A 15,886-nucleotide genomic window follows, 5' to 3' on the forward strand; every position below is an offset into this window, starting at 1 on the left:
TCCCCGTCCCGGCCCCCGTTCTCCGCCACGTCCGCGTCCCCGCCGCCGCTGTGCCGGTCGGTGTGCGGGTCGGCGAACTGGGTGCGGTACAGCTCGCGGTAGCGGCCGCCGAGCGCCAGCAGCTCCTCGTGGGTGCCGCGCTCGACGATGCGGCCGCGCTCCAGTACCAGGATCTCGTCGGCGGCGCGGATCGTGGACAGCCGATGGGCGATCACCACCGACGTGCGGCCGCGCAGCGCCTCGGTCAGCGCCTCCTGTACCGCCGCCTCGGAGGTGGCGTCCAGATGGGCGGTGGCCTCGTCGAGGATCACCACCCGGGGCTGGGCCAGCAGCAGCCGGGCGATGGTCAGCCGCTGCCGCTCGCCGCCGGAGAGACGGTAGCCGCGCTCGCCGACCACGGTGTCGAGGCCGTCGGGCAGCGATTCGATCAGGTCCCGGAGCCGCGCCCGGTCCAGGGCGTCCCACACCTCGGCCTCGGTCGCCTCCGGCGTCGGGAGCAGCAGGTTGGCCCGGATGGTGTCGTGGAAGAGGTGGCCGTCCTGGGTGACCATGCCGACGGTGGCCCGCAGTGACGCGGCGCTCAGCTCCCGCACGTCGGCGCCGCCCACGCGTACGGTGCCGTGGTCCGGGTCGTAGAGCCTCGGCGCCAGCTGCGCGATCGTGGATTTGCCGGCACCGGAGGAGCCCACCAGAGCGACCAGCCTGCCGGGTTCGGCGCGGAAGGAGACACCGTGCAGGACCCGTTCCCCGCCGCGGTTGTCGAGGGTGGCGACCTCCTCCAGCGAGGCGAGCGAGACCTTGTCGGCGGACGGGTAGGCGAAGTCGACGTGGTCGAACTCCACGGAGACCGGCCCCGCCGGGGCCTCGCGGGCGTCCTCGGCCTCGGCGACCAGCGGCTTGAGGTCCAGCACCTCGAAGACCCGCTGGAAGCTGACCAGGGCGGTCATCACCTCCACGCGGGCGCTGGCCAGGGCGGTCAGCGGTGCGTAGAGCCGGGTCAGCAGCATGGCGAGGGCGACGACCGCCCCGGTCTCCAGCGAGCCCTGGAGCGCGTAGAAGCCGCCGAGTCCGTAGACCAGCGCCAGCGCGAGCGCCGAGACCAGGGTGAGCGCGGTGAAGAACAGCATCTGGAGCATCGCGGTGCGCACCCCGATGTCGCGGACGCGGCGGGCCCGCTCGGCGAACTCGGCGGACTCCTCGGCCGGGCGTCCGTACAGCTTGACCAGGGTGGCGCCGGGCGCGGAGAACCGTTCGGTCATCTGGGTGGTCATCACCGCGTTGTGGTTGGCCGCCTCCCGGGACAGCCGGGCCAGCCGGACGCCCATCCGCCGGGCCGGGAGCACGAAGATCGGCAGCAGCACCAGGGCCAGCAGGGTGATCTGCCAGGAGAGCGTCAGCATCACCACGAGCGCCAGCACCAGCATCACGGCGTTGCTGAGCACCCCGGACAGGGTGTCGCTGAAGGCGCGCTGCGCGCCGATGACGTCGCTGTTCAGCCGGGAGACCAGGGCACCGGTGCGGGTGCGGGTGAAGAACGCGACGGGCATCCGCTGCACATGGTCGAAGACGGCGCGCCGCAGGTCCAGGATCAGCCCCTCACCGATCCGAGCGGAGAGCCAGCGGGAGAACAGGCCGACGCCCGCCTCGGTGACCGCGATGGCGGCGATCAGCACGGCCAGCCGGACGACGGTGCCGGTGGTGCCGTCGCCGGTGATCGCGTCGACGACGCGCCCGGCGAGGACCGGCGTGGCGACCGCCAGCGCCGCCGTGACGACGCTGAGCACCAGGAACAGCACCAGTGACCTGCGGTGCGGCTGTGCGAAGCCGGCGATGCGGCGGAGGGTCTCGCGGGTGAAGGGCCGTCTGTCGTCCTTGGCATGACGGTCGTTGTAGATCGCGTTCCACGCGATCATCTCCATGCTGCTCACGGGCGCTCCCGGGTCGGCTCGGCGTCGTCGTCGATCCGGCGCGCGGCGCGGCCGGTCACCCGGACGGTATGACTTGAAGTTCACTTGAAGTCAATTGCCCGGCCAGCCGGTCGAGCGCCGCGCCCACCCGGAAAGACGGCCCCGCCCGGGGCGGTGAGAGCGCCGCCGGGCGGGGGAGAGTCAGGACGACGTCGGCGCGAGGACCACCCACACCGGCCCGGTCGCGAAGTTGACCCGCTCCCCGTCGCCGTCGGTGAACTCCGTGCCGTCGTCCTCGCCGTCGCGGGACCACTCGACGTCGTACGCGCGGCCGTCCCGCAGCACGGTCGCGTCGCCGGAGCCGACGGTCTCGGTGAACGGGGTGCCCTCGAACTGCGAGTCGGTGATGTTCACCCGCTGCACCACCACCGTGGCGGCGCCGAGCTGTCCGCCACCGGAGTCGGCCGCGGGGTCGCCGTCCATCGCGATCAGCCACTCCTCCCGCTCCTGCGACCAGGTGAAGGTGAAGCTGGCGCTCGGGAAGCCGACGGTCTCGGAGCCGGTCTCCCGCCCGCCCGCCGGCGCGTCGCCGAAGCGGAACCCGATGTCCTCCGCGTCCGACGCCTCCGGGGCGGCGGCCAGCGCCGCCTCCGGCCGGACGAAGAGGTTGTGCGGCGCGGAGCGGTCGTCGGCACGGAAGTAGGCGTCCACCGAGTCCAGCGGTGTGACCGGCTGAACGGGTGACTCCTCGATCAGCGGCAGCACGCCCGAGCGGGCTCCCGAGAAGGCCAGTGCCGGGTCGCCGAACGTCCGCAGCAGCTGCAGATCCGACTCCCGGGCGCTGCGCACCGGGCCCGCGTTCTCCGGCAGGGTGCCGGAGTAGACGGCCATCAGCCGGCTCAGGCCGCCCTCGACCTGGGAGGCGTAGACGATGTCGGCGTCCCCCAGCCCGGTGTGCGGGCGGGCCTGCGGGGCGTTGTCGATCTTGACGGCGAGCACCGGCCCGGCCTCGGCGCTCTCGCCGGTGAAGGGCGAGCGGCCGTCCTCCGTTCCGTCCCCGCCGGTGCAGCTGAGCGCGAGCAGGCCACCGGCCAGCACCACCGCGGCGGCGCGGGCGCGTGACAGAGATCGGGTGGTCCCCCTACCCGCGCCGTCCCCGGTGTCCGGGGCCGATCCGCGCGGCGTGGGACGGCTGCGGGCGTTCGGTGTGCGCATGGCGGTACGTCCTTGGTCCCGTTCGTCCATGTTCCAGGATATTCACGGGGGCGGTTCCCGCGACGGGGCCGAGGCGCGCCGGACGGCGGCACCGGGGGCGCGTCGGAGCATGCGGCGCGCTCGGGCGGCGGGGCGGGGGTCAGGTGCGGGCCAGGCGCGGGCCAGGCCGTAGTGGAGGGGCTTGCCCCGTTTCGCACCCCCTGTGATGGCGCGACGACCCCCCGTCGTGCACGTGCATCCGCTCGTGCATCTGCACCTGAACGGAGTTATGATCCCGAACAGTTGAGCCCCCGGAAGGCCGGGGACCGCACATTCTCTTTGCCCGACCAGGGGAGTGACCCGTGGCCGAGACGTACGACACCACCATCACGCACCAGTTGCGCGATGCCGCCTGGATCAAGAGCAGTTACAGCAACGGCCAGGGCAACTGCGCCGAGTTCGCCCGGCTGCCGGGCGGGGAGATCGCGATGCGAAACTCCCGCTTCCCCGACGGGCCGCAGCTGGTGTACACCCGGGCCGAGATCGAGGCCATGCTGCTCGGGGCCAAGGACGGCGAGTTCGACCACCTGCTCGCCTGAACGGCGGAGGGCCCACCCTACGGTGTGCGCGACCGTGCCGAGTTGTGGCGCGGATCACGCGGTGCGCCGTACGCGGCGCGCGACCGGGTCCGAGCGGCCATGTCCGCGCGCGGGTTTCCCGGCCGTCACGCCGGCCGTCACGCCGCCCGTCACGCCCTGTCATGCCACCTGTCCGGCTGTCTGTCACGGTGGACGGGTCGCTGAGCCCGGCGCCGGGCGCGGTGCCCGGCGTGCTTGCGAACTCAGTTTCGAAATACGGCCGTTGTCCGGCCGATGTGCGTATGTGAGCCGCCGCCGGCGTGCTCGTCCGGTCGTAGCGCGGCTACGCATCGCGCCGCGCGCGGAGGCCCGCGCCGCCGGGGTCGGTTTTCGGTCGGCTCCTCGTGAGGTCCGGCGGCGGCCTCAGTCGAGGCGGAAGCTCGCCCAGACGACCTTGCCGCGCAGGCCGTTGCCGCGCTCGCGCCAGCCCCACCCGTCGCTGAAGCACTCCACCAGCCGCAGTCCGCGCCCGCCCTCGTCCGAGATGTCGGCGTCGTTGACGTGCGGCTCGGCCGTGCTCTGGTCGTGCACGGCGCACACCAGTCGGCGTCTGCCACGGAGGAGTTCGAGCTCCACCGGTGACACGCCGGGTATCGGGGGACACCCGTCCGAGCCGTGCCGCAGCGCGTTGGTCACCAGTTCCGAGACGACCAGGCCGACCGCGTCGAACTGCGCCGCCAACCGCCAGGTGTTGAGGATGTCGCGGGTGAAGTCCCGCGCGGAGCGCACCGATTCGAGGCGGGCCGGCAGTCTGAGCGAGGCGGCACCGGCGAGGGATCCGGGATCGGTGAGCGGGGCGCGCCGCTCTAACTGTGCGAGAACGGACACTCCGTCGGTACCCATGGCGCGGCACTCCTGGCGGTCACGTGGCGATATCTACCGAACTGCCACCGAGGCGCGAAACCCCGGTCGGCCCCCGTAGATCCGGCAAGGTCAAGCGGACGCACCGTGATGCGGCGCGTATCACTCATGCTTCCCAACGTCCCGCGCAAATGCAAGGGCAGATGCACGTGCACGGACAAAAATCGATGCAGTGTAACCAAGCAAGCACACAACGAAGCCCGAAGATGGCACACTTCGCCATGTCGGAACGTGGAAGGACCTGAGCACATGAGTACGCAGCCGTCGTCGGCTTCGGGTGAACCGCCGAGTGGTGCCGAGGCGGGTGGCCCGATGGTCCGGCGCATCCTGCTGGGCTCCCAGCTCCGCCGGCTGCGCGAGTCCCGGGGTGTCACCCGTGAGGCCGCCGGGTACTCCATCCGCGCCTCCGAATCGAAGATCAGCCGCATGGAGCTGGGGCGGGTCAGCTTCAAGCCGCGCGATGTCGCCGACCTCCTCACCCTCTACGGAGTCACCGACGAGGCCGAGCGGGAGCCGCTGCTCTCCATGGCCCGCACCTCCGGCCTGGCCGGCTGGTGGCACAGCTACCACGACGTCCTGCCCGGCTGGTTCCCCACCTTCGTCGGGCTGGAGGAGGCGGCCGCCGAGATCCGCACCTACGAAGTGCAGTTCGTACCGGGCCTGTTGCAGTCCGAGGAGTACGCCCACGCCGTCGTCACCAGCAACTTCCCCGAGCTGACCCGAGCCGAGGTCGACCGCCGGGTGAGCCTGCGCATGGGCCGGCAGAAGCTCCTGCTCTCGGAGAACGCGCCGCGGCTGCACTGCGTGCTGGACGAGGCCGCGCTGCGCCGCGCCTACGGCGGCGCCGAGGTCATGCGCGGACAGCTCCAACTGCTGGTGCAGCTCTCCGAGCGCGACAACGTCACTCTCGGTGTGGTGCCCTTCGCCCATGGTGGGCATGCCGGGGTGGCCGGGGCGTTCGTCCTGCTGGGCTTCGCGGAGGAGGAGATCTCCGACGTCGCGTACGTCGAGGAGCTCACCAGCGCCCTCTACCTCGACAAACCCGAGGACACCCGCGCCTACCAGAAGGCGTTCGGCGGGCTGAGCAATGCCGCGCTGGAGCCGGAGGCGACGCGCGATCTACTGCGTTCTGTGGCCCAACAGCTTTAGTATCGGCATCAGATGACAGAGTGTCATCTGCGTGGCCGTTACAGGCAGGGGTCAGCATGGCGCCGTTCCCGGGATGGTTCGAGCCGTTCACCCAGCAGTTCATCGCGGGCGAGTGGCGCACGGGTACCGGGGACTGGGACGTCGTCGACTTCAACCCCGCGACCGGCGAGAAGCTCGCCTCCGTCCCCGTCGCCACCGCCACCGAGGTCGACCTCGCCTACCGCGCCGCCGAGCAGGCGCAGCGCGCCTGGGCCGTCAGCAGCCCCTACGAGCGCTGCCGGGTCCTGGAGCGCACCGCCGACCTCATCGCCGAGCGGCAGAGCGACATCGCCGCCGCCATGGTCACGGAACTCGGCGGCACGCGCGCCCGGGTGCTCCACGAACTCACCCTCTGCCAGGAGTTCCTGCGTGAGGCCGCCCAGCTGCCGTTGCGCTCGGAGGGCCGGATCATCGCCTCGCCGGTCGAGGGCAAGGAGAACTACGTCACCCGCGTACCGGTGGGGACGGTCCTGGTCATCGCGCCGTTCAACTTTCCCCTGCTGCTGGCACTGAAGCCGCTCGCGTCGGCACTGGCGCTGGGCAACGCCGTGGTGCTCAAGCCCCACCAGCTGACGCCGGTGTGCGGCGGGGTGCTGATCGCGCGGCTGCTGGAGGAGGCCGGGCTGCCGCCCGGCCTGCTGAGCGTGCTGATCACCGATGTGGCGGAGGTCGGCGACGCGTTGATAGAGCACCCGGTGCCGAGCGTCATCTGTTTCACCGGCGCCGAGTCCACCGGCCGGCATGTCGCCGCGGTGGCGGGTGGCCGGCTCAAGCGCGCCATTCTGGAGACCGGGGGCACCAGTGCGCTGCTGGTGCTGGACGACGCGGATCTCGGATACGCCGTGGACGCCGCCGTGTTCAGCCGCTTCCTGGACCAGGGCCAGGTCTCCACCAGTGCCAGCCGGGTGCTGGTGGACCGCGCCGTCCTGGAGCCGTTCACCGAGGGGCTCCTGGCCCGGGTGGCCGCGTTGCGCGTCGGGGACCCGGCCGATCCGCTGACCGAGGTGGGGCCGCTGATGAGCTCGCGGGCCGCGGAGCGGCTGGCCGAGGACGTGCGGCAGGCCGTGGCGGAAGGGGCGCGGGTGCTGGCCGGCGGGGAGGTCGACGGCGGCGGCCGGGCCCGTGGCAACCTGGTGCCGCCGACCGTGCTGACCGATGTCCCCCCGGGGGCCCGGATATCCCGCCAGGAGATCTTCGGTCCGGTGCTGCTGCTGATCCCCGTGGACGGCGACGACGAGGCCGTGCGCGTCGCCAACGAGACGCGCCACGGGCTGAGCGGCGCCGTGCACACCGCCGACGTCCAGCGCGGGCTGCGTGTCGCCCAGCGGATCAACTCCGGTGTGGTGCACGTCAACGACGCCACGGTCGCGGACGAGCCGCTGGTGCCCTTCGGCGGTGAGAAGCGCTCCGGCCTCGCGCGGCTGAACGGCGAGGCGATGGTCGACGCCTTCACCTCCAGCAAGTGGATCTCGGTCCGCCACGGGCAGGCCAGCTTCCCGTTCTGAGCGCGCTCACGGACCGCCCCGCGCTTCGCGGAGGTGCCGCCCCGTGGCTTCCCGGCCGCCAACTCACGCTTTTCACAGCAGAGTTGGTGGCCGTTGTCGTGTCCGGGCGCTGTGTCGCGAGGCGATGCGGAAGTGAATGAACGTTGAAGAAGTTGACCAGAAAGTATGGTTAGCCTAACCTAACTTCGCGCCGCCTGGCGCCGCTTCTTGTCCTGGATTGGTTGGTTATGTCTCGTTTGCTGATGGGTAGGTCCAAGGTCGCTGTGACGGCCGGCGCGCTGGCCGCCGCACTGGTGCTCGCCGGTTGCGGCAGCGACGACTCGGGCTCCGGCGACGACGCGGGTGGCGACACCACGACCGACGCCGGCACCATCACCGTCGAGACCGCCAACGGCCCCGTCGAGGTCCCCGTCGAGCCCGAGCGGGTCGTCGCCCTCGACAACACCTCCATGCAGACGCTCAAGGCGTTCGGCGTCGAGCCGGTGGCCGTGCCCAAGCCGCTGATCCGCAACATCCCCGAGGTCCAGGACTGGTTCGAGGACGACTCGGTCTTCGACGCCGGGATGCACCACGAGCCCCAGCTCGAAGAGGTCAGCGAGGCCGACCCCGACCTCATCATCGGCGGCTACCGCTTCTCCGAGTACACCGACGACCTCAACAAGATCGCCACCACGATCGAGATCACGCCGGGCCAGGAGAGCGAGGACGCCTGGGTCGAAGGACTCAAGGAGCAGACCCGCACCCTCGGCGAGATCTTCAACAAGCAGGACGAGGCCCAGGCCCTCATCGACGAGCTGGAGAGCGCCACCGAGGCCGCGGCCGAAGCCACCTCCGGCGAGACCGTCTTCCTCGGCTCCGCCGGCGGCGGCAAGATCGACAACGGCGCCGGCCGCATCGGCCGCATCATCGCCCCGCTCGACCTGGTGGACGTCTTCGCCGACGAGGACCCCGACAGCGGCGCCCACCACAACGACTCCGGCCTCGCCCCGGAGACCGTCGCCCAGTTCGACCCGGACTGGCTGATCGCCTTCGACTACGACGCCGCCACCAGCACCGAGGGCGCCAGCCCCGCGCGGCAGATCATCGACAGCCAGGAGGCTTGGGCGGACACGACCTTCTTCGAGCAGGACCAGATCATCATCCTGCCCACCCCCTTCTACGTGACCGAGGGCATCCACGCCTACACCGAGGTCTACCAGCTCATCGGCGAAGCCTTCAACGCCGCCGGCTGACCGGCCGCAGGGCCACGCACCTCAAGCGCGCGCACCGCCGAGGGCCGGGAGCTGTCGTCTCCCGGCCCTCCCGGTGTGCTCGGTCCGCCCGCCGCACACCTCCGGCGACGGCGGGCGGACGCGGGGCGGCGACGAAAGGAGACGGTCGTGAAGACCGGACGGCTGGCGCTGCGGACCGGGGCCGTCGGCGCGCTGCTCGCGCTGACCACGGCCTCGCTGCTCGTCGGCGGCTACGACATCACCATCGGCAACCTCTTCAGCGACCCCGCCGCCCGCGAGATGTTCTTCATCTCCCGCGTCCCGCGCACCCTGGCGCTGATCCTGGCCGGCGTCGCCATGAGCGTCTCCGGCCTCATCATGCAGATGATCACCCAGAACCGGTTCGTCGAACCGACCACGACCGGCACCGCCCAGTGGGCCGGACTGGGCATCCTCGTCACCCTGATCATCGCGCCCAACACCCCGCCGCTGACCAAGATGGTGGTCGCGAGTGTCTTCGCGATGACCGGCTCCCTGGTCTTCCTGTGGGTACTGCGCCGGGTGGCGCTCAAGTCCTCGCTCATCGTGCCGCTGATCGGCATCATGCTCGGCGCGGTCGTCTCGGCCGTCACCGTCTACCTGGCGGCCTCGTTCAACCTGCTCCAGTCGATGTCGGCCTGGCGCTCCGGCGGGTTCAGCGGCATCGTCCGCGGCCACTACGAACCGCTGTGGGTGGTCGGCGCCATCACCGTCGCCGTCTTCTTCCTCGCCGACCGGCTGACCGTCGCAGGGCTCGGCCGCGACGTGGCGCGCAGCGTCGGCATCAACTACGAACGGGTCATCTTCGTCGCCACGTTGCTGGTCGCCGTCGCCACCGGCGTCACCTCGGTGGTCGTCGGGTTCCTGCCGTTCCTCGGCCTGGTCGTGCCCAACATCGTCTCCCTGGTGCGCGGCGACAACGTCCGCGGCAACCTCCCCTGGGTGGCGGCGCTGGGCGCCGCCCTCATCCTGCTGTGCGACCTCATCGGCCGCACGGTGGTCGCCCCCATGGAGATACCCGTGTCGGTCGTGCTCGGCGCGATCGGCGCCGCCGTCTTCATCGCACTCGTCCTGAGGCAGCGTCGCCATGCCGCGTTCTGAACCCGCACCGAACACCCCGAACACCCCGAGCGGCCCGACGGCCGCTGCCGCGCGACGGCTGCCGTCCCTGCCCCGGCTGAGCCCGGCCGCCCGGATCGGGCTGCTGGCGGTGCTGGTGGCGGTCGCCGCCGCCTGCTACCTGCTGCTGTTCATCCGCGGCAGCTTCCAGTTCGCGTTCGACCGGCGGCTGACCACGCTGGGCACCATGGTGGTCGTCGCGTTCGCCCACGCGGTGGCGACCGTGATCTTCCAGACGATCACCCACAACCGCATCCTGACGCCGTCGATCATGGGCTTCGACTCGCTCTACGTCCTGATGCAGACCTCGATGGTCTTCGTCTTCGGGGGCAGTGCGCTCGCCAGGACGGACGGCCTGCCCAAGCTCATCGTGCAGACGGTGATGATGGTGCTGTTCGCGGCGATCCTCTACCGCTGGCTGTTCGCCGGGCGATTCGCCAACCTGCATCTGCTGTTGCTGGTCGGCGTGGTCCTCGGACTGGCCTTCGACAGCGTCTCCTCCTTCCTGCAGCGGCTGCTCTCGCCCACCGACTACGACATGCTCTCGGTGCGGCTGTTCGGGCGGATGAGCAACAGCGACGGCAGCTACCTGCCGCTGGCGTTCGCCGTGTGCGCCGTCGTCGGAGCCGTCGTCTGGCACCGCCGCTACCGGCTCGACACCATCCTGCTGGGACGCGACACCGCCGTCAGCCTCGGCGTCAACCACAAGCGCGAGCTGACACTGATGCTGGTCCTCGTCGCCGTGCTGATCGCCTTCGCCACCGCGCTCGCCGGACCCATGACCTTCTTCGGCTTCGTGGTGGCCACCCTCGCCTACCAGCTGACCGGCTCCCACGAACACCGCTTCGTGCTCCCGATGGCCTTCCTGCTCGGCCTCTTCACGCTGGTCACGGGCCAGTTCGTCCTGCAGCACATCTTCTACGCCGCCGGATTCCTCACGGTGATCATCGAGTTCGCCGGCGGCATCGTCTTCCTCGTCCTGCTCCTGCGGAAGGGCACCCTGTGATCGAGTTCAGCGACCTGCACAAGGAGTACCAGGGGCAGTCGGTGCTCGGCCCGGTCACCGGCGCCATCGAGAAGGGCGGCATCACCTCGATCGTCGGACCCAACGGCGCCGGGAAGTCCACCCTGTTGACCATGATGGGCCGGCTGCTGGACCCGACCGGCGGCACCGTCACCATCGAGGGCAGGGACGTCTTCACCACCAAGTCCCGTGACCTCGCCCGGAACCTGTCGATCCTGCGCCAGGAAAACCAGTTCACGGCGCGGCTGCGGGTGCGCGAACTGGTCGCGTTCGGACGGTTCCCGCACTCGCAGGGACGGCTCACCGAGGAGGACCTGGAACACGTCCGCGCCTCCATGGAGTTCCTCAACCTCACCGCCCTGGCCGACCGCTACCTCGACCAGCTCTCCGGCGGGCAACGCCAGCGCGCCTACGTCGCCATGGTCCTCGCCCAGGACACCGAGTACGTGCTGCTCGACGAACCGCTCAACAACCTCGACATGAAGCACTCCGTGCTCATGATGCGCCAACTACGCCGCGCCGCTGATCAGTTGGGCAAGACGATCGTGATCATCATCCATGACATCAACTTCGCCGCCGCCCACTCAGACCGCATCATGGCCCTGCGCGACGGCCAAGTGGTCACCACCGGAACCATCGGCGAGATCATGCGGGACACCGTGCTCACCGAGGTCTTCGACACCCCGGTCAAGGTCATCGAGGTGGACGCCAAACCGATAGCGATCTACTACTCCTGAGCGCGGCACGCCTCGGCGGTCACGTCGCCGCCGGTCATGTCGCCGGCCCGGAACCGCCGCTCACCGGCTGCGCGCGCATCTCCTCCAGGGAACGCGCCAGCCGGCGGCCGTTGAGATAGCGCGTGATCCCGAAGGCCAGCGCCCCCGCGAGAACCACCGCACCGCCCGCGTACCAGGCGGTGCGGTCCGGTGGAAGCGCTCCGGAGACCGACAGCGTCTCGTCCGCCGGCTCGCTCCGGCTGAACAACCCGGAGTCCACCCGGATCTGGTCCTCCTGCGAGAAGAGGCTGTTCTCGCGGCGGAAGTCGTCGAGGTCGCCGTCGTACGTCTCGCCGTTCGGGTCCACCACCACCCGGTCCTCGCCCGGGTTGTCGACCGCGACCATCGCCACGAGGTCCAGCTCTCCCGAGCCGCCCCGGCTGACCAGTATGTTCACGCGCGTCAGCTCCGCGTCATCGGCAGCGACCTCGTTCACCGAAACCTGCTGCAACGCGGTCAGCGGCGGCTCGTCCTCGGCGCTCGCGCTGGAGACCAGGACCGGCGCGGCGCCGAGCGTCAGCCCGACCGCCAGCAGCGTCACCACCAGGGAACGCGTGCCCGGCCGGTAGCGACGACGGGAGTTCGGCCGGGAAGGGGGATTCTCGCGGGGCACAGGGGGACTCCTCGCCGTCGTTCCGGACCGTCGGGCCACCAGCCGGCCGAGACCGTGGCGGCGCCACGGGTGCTGCTACCCGCCGCCACGCGCGTCACTCCGTTCCGTGCCGAGTACACCCGACCGGGTGACGGCGCTGCGAGGCGAGGCGCCCGCGTCACGGCAGAGCGCGCGTGAGCCAGACCAGTTCACCTCGGTCGTCCGTCGTGACGTGGTGCCTGGCGAAGCCGAGCTTCTCCAGCACCCGGAACGACGCGGCGTTCCACGTCCGCACCGTCGCCCACAGCCGCGTCCGGCCGGTGGCGGTCGCGGCGTCGACCACCGCGCGCGCCGCCTCCGTGGCGTAGCCACGTCCGTGGGCGTGCCGGAACAACTCGTAGGCGATCTCCGGCTCCTCCAGCGTGGACCGGCCGACGATCAGCCCGCAGTAGCCGATGAGATCGCCGCCGTCACGGAGCCGGATGGGCAACAGCGCGATGCCGGTCGTCGGCGACGCGGCCAACTGCTTCGCGATCAGAGCCCGCACCTCCGCGACCGGCGGCGTCCCCCCACCCCGCTCCGCGTGCAGCGCCCGCAACGTCCCGGCGTCCGCCTCCACCCAGCGCCGCATCGTCAGCCGCTCGGTCTCCAGCCGGAAGGACATCGCCCCGAAGGCCGGCATGAGTTCCCCTCTCCCGCTCGTGCCGGCGAACCCCTCGCCAGCCGGTCACCGGCTACCGGCTACTGGTCGTCCGCGCCTGGCGTGCTGCCGGTGGCTTCCCGTGGGACCGGGGTCTGCTGGTACAACGCGAGCCGCCAGACGCCCTCCTGGCGGGTGTACGTGCTGGACATGAGCGCGACGAACGCCGGCTCGTCCGCCTCCCGGTACGCACGGCCGGTGTACACCAGGATCACCTGGTCCTCGCCCAAGCGGATCAACCGCTCATCGGCGATCTCGTAGCTCCGCCACGGGGGAGCCTCGTTCAGCGAGTCGACGACATCCTGACGGCCGAGCGCCTGGCCGTGAGCCAGAACCATCAGACCATCGCTCGTCATGACCCTGCCGTAGAAGTCCGCCCCCGTACTGCTGCACAGAGACCTCCACCCCTGATGCTCCAGATCCCTGATCTCGTCGAGCAACATGATCGACTCCCTCTTCCTCAATGCGTCCGCGTTCGAAGCGGTGAGCAGTCCTTCCACGGTACGATCCCGCTCGCCGCGAGTGAGCATGGCGAGAATAGAGCCTATGCGGGAGAGTCCTACCTCCTCGGAATCCTTTGATTGGCAAGGAGGCTCGCAACTTCCGGAACATCTGAATATTGAGCCAGGCGCTTGAGGATTACGTCGATCCGAACAGTAGCGCGCTCTGATGCAACGCAGCGTGACAGTTGAATCGCCCTCTCTGCCGTTAGTGCGGCCTCCTCCGGCTCGTTCGCGTCGGCAAGCGCAACAACGAGCCATGACAGATAGAGGACCAGTTCGCGCGTGAGTGTCGCATTGTAAGTGGAGAGGACATCTCGGAGCAGCGGAACTGCCCTAAGTGGCCTGCGCAGCTCGGTATAGCAGCGCGACTCCATCACTTTCAGTTCGTCAGGGTTCATCCAATACAAGTAGTCAGGGGCATCGTCCTCGGCGTCGTGTGCTGTGAGTGCTTCGGAGGCGTCGCCGAGTGCGCGTGCTGCAAGCTGCGCATCGCCGACCTTGGCGTACGCCCACGCGAGTCGGTCCAGGTAGAGCGCTTGTGCTTTGGGGCGAGCGCTGCTTCCAGCCTCCTGTACGGCTGCTGCCGCGAGCGCAACTCCATCTGCTTCGCGTTGCGTGTTGCTGTACTGGTAAGCAAGCGACCCAGCAAGGTTTCCGGTAAGGGTGCGGTCTCCCGCTTGCCTCGCTGCGCTTATGCCAAGGCGATAGATTCTCTCTGCTTCTGCTTGCCTTCCGGTGTCGCTCGCAATCCATCCGGTGATTTGTGCCAATTCACCGACCTGGGCCAGGAACGCGTTCCCGATCTCTTCCGTGTAAACGCCCTCCCGGTACATCCTGATCGCAGAGCGAAGCTCACGGAGCGCTGGGCGAATCAGGTCTCCTCCCGAGACGACATCATCCGCCAGCCTTAATCCGTGGGCGCGATGCGTGATGTCCTGGACTTCTTCCAGTCCAATCCTTCTGATCCTGGCACTGCGTACGCGCGCAAGCGCGTCGTCTTCCGGGAGGAAATCAGCCAGAGAAGGCTTCGGTGTGATCAGCTCCTGTGCCTCAAGTGTGAGGTCATCGGTACGTGCGCCTAGGGCTGCTGCGATATGCGGCAGCCATTCGCGCGGGGTGCGCTTCCCCGTTTCGTACCTGCTGATCTCTTGCCTGCCGATTGGATCCCCGCTGATCCGAGCGGCTTTGCAAGTCTCCCGCGCCAGGCGCGACTGACTCCAGCCTCGTTCCTCGCGCAGACGCCGGATGTTGGCCCCGATCGCACTGGTCATGCACCCAGTGTGGCCGACACCTGGCCGACAGTAGGCCGCTATGCCCGGACCGACAACAGCGGAACCATGGCAGTGATCGCTGGGAACCCAGCGAGGCCCCTGCACAGGGAGTTGCGTGTGCGTCAGAGAGGTAGCAGTGATCGAGAGTACGTGCGAGACATGCAAGCAGCTCGCTGGAGCCCTCGCTCGCTCCCAGGAGGCAGGCGACGCGTACTGGATTCGTGAGTTGGGCCTGCTGACCCGACGGCACCAGAAAGAGCATGAACGGTGACCGGCGCCGAGGGCGAGACGGAGACTCCACCCGCACCCGCACCCGCACCCGCACCCGCACCCGCACCCGCACCGGCGACCGACGACGAGCCGGCCTTGCCGCTCGCCGAAATCGTCGCTCGATCGGCTGAGTTGGGCCTGGCGATCGCCGCGCATCTGAAGGCGTTGAAGGAGCGGTGAGCGGCGGCTACCGGTTCGCCCGGCTCCAGCTCGTATGCCTGCGCGGGCCGTTGGTCTTCCGTGCGCAGTGTGAGGTGTGCGAGGAGATGGGGCCGCGTGCGGAATCGGGTGACGCGGCCATGATGTGGGTGGTTTTCCACTGGGAGGACCAGCTGGACCACACCGCTTTCCGCGAGCTCAGCTCCACGCCGTTCCGTGCGGAGCCCCGCTCGTGAGCGCCGGACGGTACGTGGACGGCTTCCTGTGCGAGGTGGTGGCGCGGTCGCCGGATGCTGGCGGGGAGTGGTATCTGGCCAACACGTGGGCCGACACCCCTGACGACGCGCTCAACTGGCTTCACCACCAAGCGGGCCGGCTAGCCGACGTGCTCGATGCGGCCGAGGTCGACCAGGCGGAGGTCGACCAGGCCGAGGAACGGAGCCAGTACACGACTCCGGTCGCGACGGTCTTCCGTGAGTGGGCCGCCGATGACGCCTTCCGGCATGTTCAGCGGGCCGCCCTGGCGGACGGGCAGCCGATCAGCGCCAACGCCCGGGGTCCGGATCGCATCTGCGGTTCAGCGGATGTGGAGGTCCTCTACTCGCTGTCCGCCCGATCGATCCTGCGGCCGGCACCGATTCGCTTGTACCTCCTGGAGACGCCATGACCCGCACCGTCGCCCTTGCCAAACCTGTGGCAGCGGCCATCGCAAGACTGCGCGCCGAGGCCATCGACCTGCCCGCGTCCGATCTGCGGGCCGGGGACTTCCTGAGCGTGGGCGGCAACTTCGTGCGCCTCACCACGGTCACCCACCGGGGCGGCGTCACCTGCTGCGAGATGGGCGAACGCGTACGAGTCCAACTCGAAGACCCGATCAAGGTCCACGTCATCCGCCCCAGGCCGCACCCCGCCACCCGCCGCCTCATCAC

Annotated in this window: 18 protein-coding genes; 11 read left to right on the plus strand and 7 right to left on the minus strand. The window is 69.8% G+C overall.

The annotated features are described in order from the left end of the window. Both E0D90_RS14895 and E0D90_RS14900 read right to left on the minus strand, forming a co-directional pair. On the minus strand, nucleotides 1-1,919 hold a 1,919-nt coding region (locus E0D90_RS14895; RefSeq protein ID WP_130798675.1), incomplete at its 3' end, for an ABC transporter ATP-binding protein. A gap of 189 nt (nucleotides 1,920-2,108) precedes the next feature. Next, complete coding sequence (locus tag E0D90_RS14900; RefSeq protein WP_130798647.1) at nucleotides 2,109-3,122, minus strand: DUF3048 domain-containing protein; 1,014 nt, start codon at nucleotides 3,120-3,122, stop codon at nucleotides 2,109-2,111. A gap of 341 nt (nucleotides 3,123-3,463) precedes the next feature. On the opposite strand from E0D90_RS14900, the gene E0D90_RS14905 reads away from it, so the two are divergent. Next, nucleotides 3,464-3,700: a DUF397 domain-containing protein gene (locus E0D90_RS14905; protein ID WP_130798649.1), complete on the plus strand. Its 237-nt coding sequence runs from the start codon at nucleotides 3,464-3,466 to the stop codon at nucleotides 3,698-3,700. 402 nt (nucleotides 3,701-4,102) lie between these two features. Here E0D90_RS14905 and E0D90_RS14910 read toward each other — a convergent pair whose 3' ends face one another. Further along, on the minus strand, nucleotides 4,103-4,582 hold the full coding sequence (locus tag E0D90_RS14910) for an ATP-binding protein (RefSeq protein ID WP_130798651.1): 480 nt from the start codon (nucleotides 4,580-4,582) through the stop codon (nucleotides 4,103-4,105). Nucleotides 4,583-4,912: 330 nt separating this feature from the next. On the opposite strand from E0D90_RS14910, the gene E0D90_RS14915 reads away from it, so the two are divergent. The 6 genes from E0D90_RS14915 (at nucleotide 4,913) to E0D90_RS14940 (ending at nucleotide 11,423) form a co-directional block, all read left to right on the plus strand. After that, nucleotides 4,913-5,749, plus strand: a complete 837-nt coding sequence (locus E0D90_RS14915; protein WP_130798677.1) for a Sco1979 family transcriptional regulator — start codon at nucleotides 4,913-4,915, stop codon at nucleotides 5,747-5,749. A 56-nt stretch (nucleotides 5,750-5,805) separates the two neighbouring features. After that, entirely contained in the window at nucleotides 5,806-7,293 is a 1,488-nt protein-coding gene (locus E0D90_RS14920) for an aldehyde dehydrogenase family protein (protein ID WP_130798653.1), read from the plus strand. A gap of 242 nt (nucleotides 7,294-7,535) precedes the next feature. Beyond that, on the plus strand, nucleotides 7,536-8,525 hold the full coding sequence (locus tag E0D90_RS14925) for an ABC transporter substrate-binding protein (RefSeq protein ID WP_103501281.1): 990 nt from the start codon (nucleotides 7,536-7,538) through the stop codon (nucleotides 8,523-8,525). A 147-nt stretch (nucleotides 8,526-8,672) separates the two neighbouring features. Further along, a complete protein-coding gene (locus tag E0D90_RS14930; protein WP_174856204.1) occupies nucleotides 8,673-9,644 on the plus strand; it encodes an ABC transporter permease in 972 nt (323 codons plus the stop codon). Then, nucleotides 9,631-10,668 carry an iron chelate uptake ABC transporter family permease subunit gene (locus tag E0D90_RS14935; protein WP_130798656.1) on the plus strand — a complete coding sequence of 346 codons (1,038 nt, stop codon included), beginning with the start codon at nucleotides 9,631-9,633 and terminating at the stop codon, nucleotides 10,666-10,668. Before E0D90_RS14930 ends, E0D90_RS14935 begins: the two co-directional genes overlap by 14 nt. Next, entirely contained in the window at nucleotides 10,665-11,423 is a 759-nt protein-coding gene (locus E0D90_RS14940; protein WP_130798658.1) for an iron ABC transporter ATP-binding protein, read from the plus strand. The genes E0D90_RS14935 and E0D90_RS14940 overlap by 4 nt, the downstream gene beginning before the upstream one ends. Before the next feature lie 34 nt (nucleotides 11,424-11,457). Here the strand turns inward: E0D90_RS14940 and E0D90_RS14945 are convergent, their stop codons facing one another. The 4 genes from E0D90_RS14945 to E0D90_RS14960 all read right to left on the minus strand — a co-directional run bounded on the left by E0D90_RS14945 (nucleotide 11,458) and on the right by E0D90_RS14960 (nucleotide 14,528). Then, a complete protein-coding gene (locus tag E0D90_RS14945) occupies nucleotides 11,458-12,075 on the minus strand; it encodes a hypothetical protein (RefSeq protein WP_130798660.1) in 618 nt (205 codons plus the stop codon). 157 nt (nucleotides 12,076-12,232) lie between these two features. Next, nucleotides 12,233-12,736 carry a GNAT family N-acetyltransferase gene (locus tag E0D90_RS14950; protein WP_130798662.1) on the minus strand — a complete coding sequence of 168 codons (504 nt, stop codon included), beginning with the start codon at nucleotides 12,734-12,736 and terminating at the stop codon, nucleotides 12,233-12,235. 59 nt (nucleotides 12,737-12,795) lie between these two features. Continuing rightward, entirely contained in the window at nucleotides 12,796-13,284 is a 489-nt protein-coding gene (locus E0D90_RS14955) for a nuclear transport factor 2 family protein (RefSeq protein WP_307721142.1), read from the minus strand. Between the two features lie 29 nt (nucleotides 13,285-13,313). Further along, nucleotides 13,314-14,528: a helix-turn-helix transcriptional regulator gene (locus tag E0D90_RS14960; RefSeq protein ID WP_130798666.1), complete on the minus strand. Its 1,215-nt coding sequence runs from the start codon at nucleotides 14,526-14,528 to the stop codon at nucleotides 13,314-13,316. Nucleotides 14,529-14,795: 267 nt separating this feature from the next. On the opposite strand from E0D90_RS14960, the gene E0D90_RS14965 reads away from it, so the two are divergent. The 4 genes from E0D90_RS14965 to E0D90_RS14980 all read left to right on the plus strand — a co-directional run. Then, complete coding sequence (locus E0D90_RS14965; protein WP_130798668.1) at nucleotides 14,796-14,978, plus strand: hypothetical protein; 183 nt, start codon at nucleotides 14,796-14,798, stop codon at nucleotides 14,976-14,978. Continuing rightward, complete coding sequence (locus tag E0D90_RS14970; protein WP_130798669.1) at nucleotides 14,975-15,193, plus strand: DUF7848 domain-containing protein; 219 nt, start codon at nucleotides 14,975-14,977, stop codon at nucleotides 15,191-15,193. The genes E0D90_RS14965 and E0D90_RS14970 overlap by 4 nt, the downstream gene beginning before the upstream one ends. 14 nt (nucleotides 15,194-15,207) lie before the next feature. Further along, nucleotides 15,208-15,624, plus strand: a complete 417-nt coding sequence (locus tag E0D90_RS14975; RefSeq protein WP_130798671.1) for a hypothetical protein — start codon at nucleotides 15,208-15,210, stop codon at nucleotides 15,622-15,624. Then, nucleotides 15,621-15,886: hypothetical protein (locus E0D90_RS14980; RefSeq protein ID WP_130798673.1), on the plus strand; the 266-nt coding region annotated here is incomplete at its 3' end. The genes E0D90_RS14975 and E0D90_RS14980, both read left to right, overlap by 4 nt.

It is taken from the genome of Streptomyces otsuchiensis, from assembly GCF_004305975.1.
Lineage (GTDB): Bacteria > Actinomycetota > Actinomycetes > Streptomycetales > Streptomycetaceae > Streptomyces > Streptomyces otsuchiensis.

What these genes read in the sequence shown, in the direction of transcription:
- E0D90_RS14900 (WP_130798647.1), bottom strand. Translation starts at nt 3,122, where the DNA reads ATGCGCACACCGAACGCCCGCAGCCGTCCCACGCCGCGCGGATCGGCC.
- E0D90_RS14910 (WP_130798651.1), bottom strand. Translation starts at nt 4,582, where the DNA reads ATGGGTACCGACGGAGTGTCCGTTCTCGCACAGTTAGAGCGGCGCGCC.
- E0D90_RS14915 (WP_130798677.1), top strand. Translation starts at nt 4,913, where the DNA reads ATGGTCCGGCGCATCCTGCTGGGCTCCCAGCTCCGCCGGCTGCGCGAG.
- E0D90_RS14920 (WP_130798653.1), top strand. Translation starts at nt 5,806, where the DNA reads ATGGCGCCGTTCCCGGGATGGTTCGAGCCGTTCACCCAGCAGTTCATC.
- E0D90_RS14925 (WP_103501281.1), top strand. Translation starts at nt 7,536, where the DNA reads ATGGGTAGGTCCAAGGTCGCTGTGACGGCCGGCGCGCTGGCCGCCGCA.
- E0D90_RS14935 (WP_130798656.1), top strand. Translation starts at nt 9,631, where the DNA reads ATGCCGCGTTCTGAACCCGCACCGAACACCCCGAACACCCCGAGCGGC.
- E0D90_RS14950 (WP_130798662.1), bottom strand. Translation starts at nt 12,736, where the DNA reads ATGCCGGCCTTCGGGGCGATGTCCTTCCGGCTGGAGACCGAGCGGCTG.
- E0D90_RS14955 (WP_307721142.1), bottom strand. Translation starts at nt 13,284, where the DNA reads ATGCTCACTCGCGGCGAGCGGGATCGTACCGTGGAAGGACTGCTCACC.
- E0D90_RS14960 (WP_130798666.1), bottom strand. Translation starts at nt 14,528, where the DNA reads ATGACCAGTGCGATCGGGGCCAACATCCGGCGTCTGCGCGAGGAACGA.